This window comes from uncultured Bifidobacterium sp., assembly GCF_963540075.1.
In the GTDB taxonomy this organism is placed as follows: domain Bacteria; phylum Actinomycetota; class Actinomycetes; order Actinomycetales; family Bifidobacteriaceae; genus Bifidobacterium.
On the sequence record NZ_CAUTOG010000012.1, the window covers coordinates 26,406 to 34,239 of the forward strand.

The 7,834-nt window shown below is 67.6% G+C and carries 6 protein-coding genes and 1 tRNA gene; 6 read left to right on the forward strand and 1 reads right to left on the reverse strand.

What is annotated here, in order from left to right; translation table 11 throughout:
• Positions 1-104 precede the first annotated feature (104 nt).
• From RWX87_RS02850 to RWX87_RS02860, 3 genes are all read left to right on the forward strand, one after another.
• Complete coding sequence (locus tag RWX87_RS02850) at positions 105-1,064, forward strand: DMT family transporter (protein WP_314686713.1); 960 nt, start codon at positions 105-107, stop codon at positions 1,062-1,064.
• A gap of 202 nt (positions 1,065-1,266) precedes the next feature.
• The gene (locus tag RWX87_RS02855) at positions 1,267-2,418 is read left to right on the forward strand and encodes a hypothetical protein (RefSeq protein WP_314686715.1); all 1,152 of its coding nucleotides are present in this window, start codon (positions 1,267-1,269) and stop codon (positions 2,416-2,418) included.
• A 138-nt stretch (positions 2,419-2,556) separates the two neighbouring features.
• Positions 2,557-2,629, forward strand: a tRNA-Ala gene (locus tag RWX87_RS02860).
• Positions 2,630-2,878: 249 nt separating this feature from the next.
• Here the strand turns inward: RWX87_RS02860 and RWX87_RS02865 are convergent.
• The gene (locus tag RWX87_RS02865) at positions 2,879-4,210 is read right to left on the reverse strand and encodes an MFS transporter (protein WP_314686717.1); all 1,332 of its coding nucleotides are present in this window, start codon (positions 4,208-4,210) and stop codon (positions 2,879-2,881) included.
• 225 nt (positions 4,211-4,435) lie between these two features.
• Between RWX87_RS02865 and RWX87_RS02870 the strand changes: the two genes are divergently transcribed.
• The 3 genes from RWX87_RS02870 to RWX87_RS02880 all read left to right on the forward strand — a co-directional run.
• Positions 4,436-5,953, forward strand: coding sequence for a cation:proton antiporter (locus RWX87_RS02870; protein ID WP_314686718.1), 1,518 nt, complete (start codon positions 4,436-4,438; stop codon positions 5,951-5,953).
• Complete coding sequence (locus tag RWX87_RS02875; RefSeq protein WP_314686720.1) at positions 5,950-7,173, forward strand: hypothetical protein; 1,224 nt, start codon at positions 5,950-5,952, stop codon at positions 7,171-7,173. Before RWX87_RS02870 ends, RWX87_RS02875 begins: the two co-directional genes overlap by 4 nt.
• Positions 7,170-7,834: LuxR C-terminal-related transcriptional regulator (locus RWX87_RS02880; RefSeq protein ID WP_314686723.1), on the forward strand; the 665-nt coding region annotated here is incomplete at its 3' end. The genes RWX87_RS02875 and RWX87_RS02880, both read left to right, overlap by 4 nt.

Below are 7,834 nucleotides of genomic sequence, written 5' to 3' on the forward strand. Positions count from 1 at the left end.
TCCCCGGCGATGCGCCGGAAGCGGCGTCGGATGGGTCGGGAGGTCTGCGCGTCCGCGCGTCGGGAGGGTGAATGATTTCCCCGGATGGTGGAGGAATCGGCTCCGTGAGAAGTCGCCTCGCGGATGTCGGAAGCCGCATGTCGCGATCCTTCCCTCCGAACCTGGCCAAGGCGATGCTCGTCGCCTGCGCCGCGCTGTGGGGCGGAAGCTACGTCGTCGCCAAGTTCGTCCTCGAGACCGTCCCTCCTCAGTGGCTCATGTTCCTGCGCCTGTCCGGATCCTGCCTCGTCATGCTTGCGCTCTTCCATCGCAGCATCCTGCGGGCCATGCACCGCGACATCATCGTTCCCGCCCTCGTCGTCGGAATCACCTACTACGCCTCGATGGTCACCCAGACCGAGGGGCTTCTCACCGTGGACCCGGGGCGCAGCTCCTTCCTGTCCTCGGCGTACTGCGTGCTCACGCCCTTCGTCCTGTGGGCCGTCACGCGGCGGTCGCCGCGATCCGTGCATGTCGTCGCGGCGGTGGTGTGTCTCGCCGGCGTGGGCTTCGTCGCCCTCCGGCCCAGCTCGGCCTCGCTGCAGCTGTCGCGGGGCGACTGGCTGACGCTGTCCTGTGCGCTGTTCTTCTCTCTCAACCTCGTCGCCCTGGGCGTCTACACGCGGCGCTTCAACCCCATCGCCATGACCTTCGTCCAGTTCGCCGTCGGCTCCGTGCTGTTCCTCGCCGGGGCGCTGGCCACGGAGGAGGGGCCAGCCATGCGGTGGCTGTCGCCGGGAGTCGTCGGAGGCTTCCTTTATCTGCTGCTCGGCGCGACCACGCTCGCGCAGATCATGCAGAACATCGGGCTCGCCCATGTGCCGACGGCCAGCGCCTCGATCATCATGTGCAGCGAAAGCCTGTTCTCCGTGCTCTTCTCGGCGATCTTCTGGGGGGAGGGCATGGGCTGGACGTCCCTGGTCGGATTCGCGCTCATCTTCGCCTCCATGCTCATGGCCTCGGTGGAATGGAGACGCGACCGGCGTCGGCCAGGCCGTTGGCGGATTCCCCATGGTCTGCGGTAGGGGCGTCGCAGCCCTGTCGCCGCGGATGGTCGCGGATGTGGCCGCGTCGATGACCTCAACCGGGTCTCATCCCTGTCGTGCCCTGACGATTCGGGGATTTCGGCCGTCGTCATGAAAGAGTTCGGGGGACGTCCTCGGAGTGTTCAGGATTCCCGGGTCCGCGTCGACTAGGCTTCATCCTGTGTGGAAGTTCTTTCGGGGCATGTCGTGGACGCAGATTCTCGCCGGTTCGCTGGCGGCGGTCACGTCCTTCGTGCTCGCGGCTCACATCGGCATCGCCGGATCGGTGATCGGCGTGGCGGTCGGGTCCATCGTCTCCGCCGTCGCCTCGCAGATCTACCAGAACGTCCTCAAGGAATCGTCGAGAAAGCTCCATGACGCCTCGCCGTCCGATGGCGGGGACACGGGCGATGATGGCGTGAGGTCCAGAGTCTCGTCCGATGGGTCGGGATCGCGAGGGGTCGAGCCGGGACGGCGCGAAGCGGCGGGCGACGGGATCCGAGCGGACGCGCCATCGGGGTCATCCGTCGCGGGCCCTCGGGTCGTGAGCAGTGGCACGGTCGACGGTGTGGGTCTCGACCCGGCGAGGACCGAGGATGTCGTTGGGTCGACGACTCGGTTGGATGCTCTGTCTGCGAAAAGTGCCATTGAGGGCAACGAGCGCACTGCGGCGTCCGTGGTGGAGCCGGCCGAATCGGAGGGCGGGTCCTGCGCCGACGCGCCGACGTCTGATGACGCCGAAGCTTCGGACTCCCGAATCATGGCATCCAGTGCCGCTGATGCCGCGGTAGGGTCCTCCAAGGCCCGCGTCATCCGTGGGTCCTCGTCGGGCCGGTCGAAGAGCACGTCGACGCGATCGCGATCGCGAGCGGCACGCACACGGCGCACGGCGGTCGTCGTCGCCGTGGTCAGCGCCCTGGTCGCCACGCTACTGTCGGCGGGCGTCGTACTGCTCGTTACCCGGGGACGCGGGACGGATTCCGTGGTCAGAGACATGGTGAACTCCTCCCGGAGCGAGACGCCGTCGGATGGGTCGCAGTCCACGCCGAGCGGGACGCCCTCCCCGTCCTCCTCGGCATCCGAGGAGTCGTCGCCGACGTCTCAGGAGTCCGCGTCGTCGGCGCCTTCCGTGTCTTCCTCGGCATCCGCCTCATCCTCCTCCACTGACGAGGGGACCGGCTCGGATGGCCAGTCCTCGTCGTCATCGCCGTCGGCATCGTCATCGGCGTCGTCATCCTCGTCAGCGTCATCCTCGTCCTCGCCTTCGTCCTCCGCTTCGTCCTCCGCCTCGGAGGGGCAGACGACGGGGTCGTCGCCGACGGCCACGTCAACCACGGGCTCGGCGAATGACTAGGACTCAGACCCGGACCCGTACCTTGTAGAGGTTCTTTCGAAGCTCGAGTTCCGGCGCTCTGATACCCATCGACACGCCGGTTTGCCGCCCGCAATGAGCTGTTGTAGCCTGTGAAAGGCCCAAAAAGGCCGAATGTTCGGGGCTATGGCGCAGCTGGTAGCGCATCTCCATGGCATGGAGAGGGTCGGGGGTTCGAATCCCCCTAGCTCCACAAGGGACCGGGAATCGTTGGAATATCAACGGTTTCCGGTTTTTTCATGCCAGAAAAGCGGTATGTTTTTCGGTGTCGTCCAACGACCGTCCGGTTCCGGAGGATGCCATCTTCACGCGGCTTTTCGCGATCTGCGGTCACGGGCGTGGTGGCGATCGTCGTCGCCGCGACGGTGCTGGACCGAGAAGGTCCGTGGACCGTTATCTCGGTCATTCCCGCGCACGACCTGGCCGCGGGGACACCCGGGTCCTATCTCCCCACAAGCCTGGGAATGAATCGCAGCATGAGGACGGCCCCGGCGAGGCCGCAGACGCCGATGAGAACCGCCGCGGACCACAGTCCCGTCAGGGCGGTCATCCCTGAGATGGCCAGCGGCCCCAGTGCGGAGCCGGTGTCCGTGAAGGTTCTCCAGCCTCCCAGGAACCCCGGGGTGTCCTCGGCGGCGTAGCGGGAGGCGAGATCGGAGCCCAGCGTCATGACGATGCCGCTGCCCATGCCGTTGGCGAGGGACATGAGGATGGCCGCCGCCACGTAGGACCATTCCATGCCGGCCAGAGGAAGCAGCAGATGGGCGGCGCTGAGGCCGATGAGCACCGGGACGGCGACCCATCGCCGTCCGAAGCGGTCCATGACCTGTCCCGAGGTGTAGAAAAGCGACAGGTCGACGGCGCCGGCGACGCCCATGATGAGCGCGATGCGCGATTCGGGGATGTCGAGCTGGACGCCCCATAGGGGCAGGATCACCTGGCGGGAGGCGCGGAGCATCTGGAGGATGCCCGCGGCCGTCCCCAGGCGGATGAGGATTCGGAAGTAGGCGAACACGGGAAGGCGGCGGCGCTTCGTCGCTTCTGTTGGTGTTGCCGGCGTGTCGCCGGGGTTCGTGGCGGGGGCCTGCGCGCGTCGCGGAGAGCTCTCGTCCCGGGGCCCCAGCCCGTGGTCGGACCGCGCGGCGGCGAGGTTGGCCGCCAGGGTCTTCTCCGGGTCCGGCGTCACCTGGAGCAGGACGAGGACCGCCACGCATGCCGCGACATGGATCCAGTACACGCTGCGCGACCCCACCAGAGCTATGACGGGCGAGGCGAGGAACGGCCCGACGAAGTAGCCGACCCTCGTGGTTCCGCCGAGCAGCGACATGGCCCGTGCGCGATACCACCAGGGGGTCCAGGCCGTGAGGAAGGAGTGGCGGGCGAGGTTGAAGGTCGCGGAGGCGATGCCGATGAGCAGGACCCCGGCTGCGAGAACGCCCGGATTGGGAGCGAACCAGCAGGCGACGGCCGAGACGGCGGCGACGACCGCCGCCAGCCGCATGGCGAAGGTCTCGCCCCACCGCGCCACGGCGAATCCGCTCGGGATGTCGCCGATGACCACGCCGATCATCAGCAGTCCCGAGATGAGACCGGCCCCCGCAAGCCCGGATCCGAGGGCCTTCGCGGTGAGCGGGACCACGGGAATGAGGGCGCCCTCTCCGGTGGCGAACAGGATGGCGGGCATGTAGATGGGGACGAAGAGGTGTTTCAGGAAATCCGTCTGGTCCGACGTCGTGGTCCCCGTCCTCTGCATGCTCCGCATCCCATCCGTCATATGAGCCGTTCCTTTCCCTCGAAGCATCGGATGCCCGCCGCGTGGGCTCCGAACGGACATGGGGCCGGGAAGGGCCAAGGGCTTCCCTCTCCCGGCGTGCCGTGCTTGCAGTATAGGAAGGGCCCGGACCGGGGAGGGCACCGAGACCGGATGCTGGAGGCCCCTGCCTGGGGAACGTGTTCGTCGGCGGGGACTGCGGCGGGCGGGCGGGATGGAGCGGATAACATGGGCGGCATGACACAGGATCTTGTCTCCTTGACCGTCATCATGCTGGTGGCGGTCCTCTGCCCCATTCTCGCCCGGCTCATCCCTGGGCAGGTGGTGCCTCAGACGGTGCTGCTGCTTGTCGCGGGTGCCGCATTGGGTCCCCATGGTCTGGACGTCATCCATCCGACCACCTCGGTGGAGCTCGTCTCCGAACTGGGACTGGCCTTCCTCTTCCTCATCGCCGGATACGAGATCGATCCCTCCGTCCTGCGGGGGCATCAGGGAAGGGTCGGGGCGATCACCTGGGTCGTCTCCTTCGCCTTGTCCTGGCTGGCCGTCATCCTTCTGCCCTTCTTCGCCGAGCACGGCATGAACGGCGCGGCGGCGGCCATCTGCCTGACGACGACCGCCCTCGGCACCCTGATGCCCATTCTCAAGGAACGCGACCTCGAAGGCACGGCCGTCGGCGATGCGGTGGTCTCCTACGGCACCTGGGGAGAGCTGTTCCCCATCCTCGCCATGGCCCTGCTGCTGTCGACGCGCTCCCAATGGCAGACCATCGTCGTCCTCGTCCTTTTCGTCGGGGTCTGCCTGCTCGTCGCCGCTCTTCCCGTGGCGGCGAGACGCGCGGGCGGGTGGCTTTTCCGCTTCGTCTCGGACACCGCCGACACCTCCGCCCAGACGCTGATGCGTCTGACGGTGCTCATCATGCTGCTGCTCGTCACCTGCTCGGCGCTGTTCGGCCTCGATCTCGTCCTCGGAGCCTTCGCCGCGGGCTTCGTGCTGCGCATGATCCTTCCCCGTGGATCGGATTCCCTGGACGCCAAGCTTGATGGTACGGCCTATGGTTTCCTCATCCCCGTGTTCTTCGTGGTCTCGGGAGCGGCGATCGACGTGACCGCCGTCCTCGCCGACCCCGCGCTGTTCGTCGGATTCATCCTTCTGCTGCTGCTCGTGCGGTCGCTTCCCGTGTTCGCCGCCATGTCCCTTGACCGACGCAGCCCCATGTCCTCCCATCACCGCGCCGTCGTGTCCCTGTACTGCGCCACGGCCCTTCCCCTTATCGTCGCCGTCACCTCCGTGGCCGTCTCCTCGGGGGCCATGCGACGCTCCACGGCCTCCACGCTCGTGGCGGCGGGGGCCGTCACGGTTCTGCTCATGCCCCTGCTGGCCTCGCTCGTCTCACGCTTCGCGGACGCCCATCCTGCGGGCGCCGTCCGGGAGATGATCCATGCTCCCGCACGCACCCGGGACATCCTCACCGAGCACTGGCGTGTGTCGGAGCTTCTCTCACACCATGACGCGCTGGATTCCCTTGGCGCCCGACTCGCGGCCCATGAGGCGGACGACGAGAGCCTGCAGGTCCTGCGCCATGCCGTGGATCAGGCGCTTGAGGATCGCAGGCGTCTCCGCGAGGAGCTTCTCGGGCGCGCCGGTGTCTCGAAGGGGGATCCCGCCATGCGGGGGATGGTCGCGACCGGCGTGCCGTCGATTCCGCCGGCGTCTCCGGAAGGTCATGACGGGGAAGAGGCATGATGGTCCGGAAGGACAGGGAGACCGGCCCGAGCGGACCGCTGCAGGGGGTCAACGGAACCGTCGGCGCCCGGCTCGTCATCGAACGCCCCCTGGGGACCATGCTGGGCGTGTTCCACGCCGGACTCGTCATTCAGCTCGTCCTGTGCTGCGTGTCCCTGTCGCGGCGCGATGACGTGAGCTGGGACGTGTGGATGCTCACGGCGCTCGCCATCGTCTCCGCCGGGTCCATCTGCTGGTGGGTCCTGTCGAAGGGGACGTATCGGGTTCCCGTGCCTCTGGGGGCCGCCGATCTCCTCGTCGCGGTGTCGTCCCTCGTCGTCCTGGGGATTCGCCTGCCCCGAGACGCCCAGATAGGCGACTGGAACGTCTGGGCTCCCGCCAACGCCGACCTCACCGTGGCGACCCTTCCCGCGTGGATCGTCTCCATACCCGTCGCGTTCATCGTGGGGGCGGCCGTGGCGGGCCTGTACGTCGCGGTGGTGCTTCCCGGGAACACCGCATTGGTGCTGTCCGTCGTGATGAACGCGGTGAGCTATCTCGTCTTCGTCGTGGCCGCCGTCATCATCCTTGACGTCGCCAGGCGCATGGCCGAGCAGGTGGAACGCTCCCATGCCGATGCCGTGCGCCTCGCGGGCCAGCTCCGGCTGGATCGCTACCTCTTCCATATGCATAACGCCAGCGGCCTTCTTGCCCGGCTCTCCCGCGACGACACCCCGCCCGTGCTGCTGGCGCCTCTCCGAGTGCAGGCCGCGCGGGAGGCCTCGCGACTCAGGGAGGCGATGACGATGGAGGCGTCGACGGGCCCCGGGACTCGGTCCCTGGGCGAGGTCGTCGACGAGGCGGCGGCGGGATTCGGCCAGCTTCCGATCGAGGTCAACGACCTGCTCGGCAGGCATGTCATGCTTCCTCTCCATCAGGCCATGGCCGTCCAGATGGCGCTGATCACCGTGCTGTACAACGTCGAGTTCCACGCCTACGCCACGGAGGTCACCATCCATGCGGAGGACCACGGCTCCTGGTGGGAGGTGTCGGTCGTCGACGACGGGGTCGGCTTCGACATCAGTACGGTACCGCCGGGATTCGGCCTGCGTCATCAGGTCGTCGAGCCCCTGGCCGCCGAGGGACTGACGGTGGACATCGAGTCCCGGCCCGGTGAGGGGACGAGCGTCACGATCGAATCGCGTCCGGGCGGGCGGAAAAGAGGTAGGGTGAAGGGGTGACAGCCAGGCTCCTGGATTCGCATGATTCGCGAAAAGGTGACATCGGCGGCGGGGCGGATCACCGCTCCGGGGCGTCGAACCGCCCGCGGATCGTGGTCATCGACGACGAGACCCAGACCCGGGGGACCTTCGCCCTCGCCTATCCTCAGCTGGACGTGGTCGGCGCCTATGCGAGCGTGGAAAGCGAAATGGCGGACTCGCCCCAGGCCGACCTCATCGTCCTCGACCTCATGCTCGATACGGGATCGGTTGCCAAGGGCGTCCTTCAGGGACCGGAGGCCGTGCATCGCCTTCAGCGGGGCAGCCGGGTGTGTCTGTACACCGATGAGCGGCGTCTTCTCGTCCTGGCGCGGTGCTTCGTCGCAGGCGCCATCGGATTGGTGAGGAAGTCCGATCCGCTGGAGGAGAATCTCCGCGGCTTCCTCCAGGCGGCCGTCGGACGTCCCGTCGTGCCGAGGTCCATGGTCGGACTCGCCGAGCTTCTTGCCAGGCGGGACAGGCTTCCGGACCTCACCGACCGCCAGATTCAGGTCCTCGGCGCCCGCGCCCGCGGCGAGTCATGGCAGTCGCTGTCCCGTCGGCTGCATATCTCGCCCAAAACCGCCTACGACCATCTCGAGGCCGTCATGGGCAAGATGGTGTGGCATCTGCATGACGTGGG

Bases quoted from the DNA above. Each gene is read 5' to 3' on its own strand.
- RWX87_RS02875 (WP_314686720.1), top strand. From the start codon at position 5,950: ATGATGGTCCGGAAGGACAGGGAGACCGGCCCGAGCGGACCGCTGCAG.
- RWX87_RS02855 (WP_314686715.1), top strand. From the start codon at position 1,267: ATGTCGTGGACGCAGATTCTCGCCGGTTCGCTGGCGGCGGTCACGTCC.
- RWX87_RS02870 (WP_314686718.1), top strand. From the start codon at position 4,436: ATGGGCGGCATGACACAGGATCTTGTCTCCTTGACCGTCATCATGCTG.
- RWX87_RS02865 (WP_314686717.1), bottom strand. From the start codon at position 4,210: ATGACGGATGGGATGCGGAGCATGCAGAGGACGGGGACCACGACGTCG.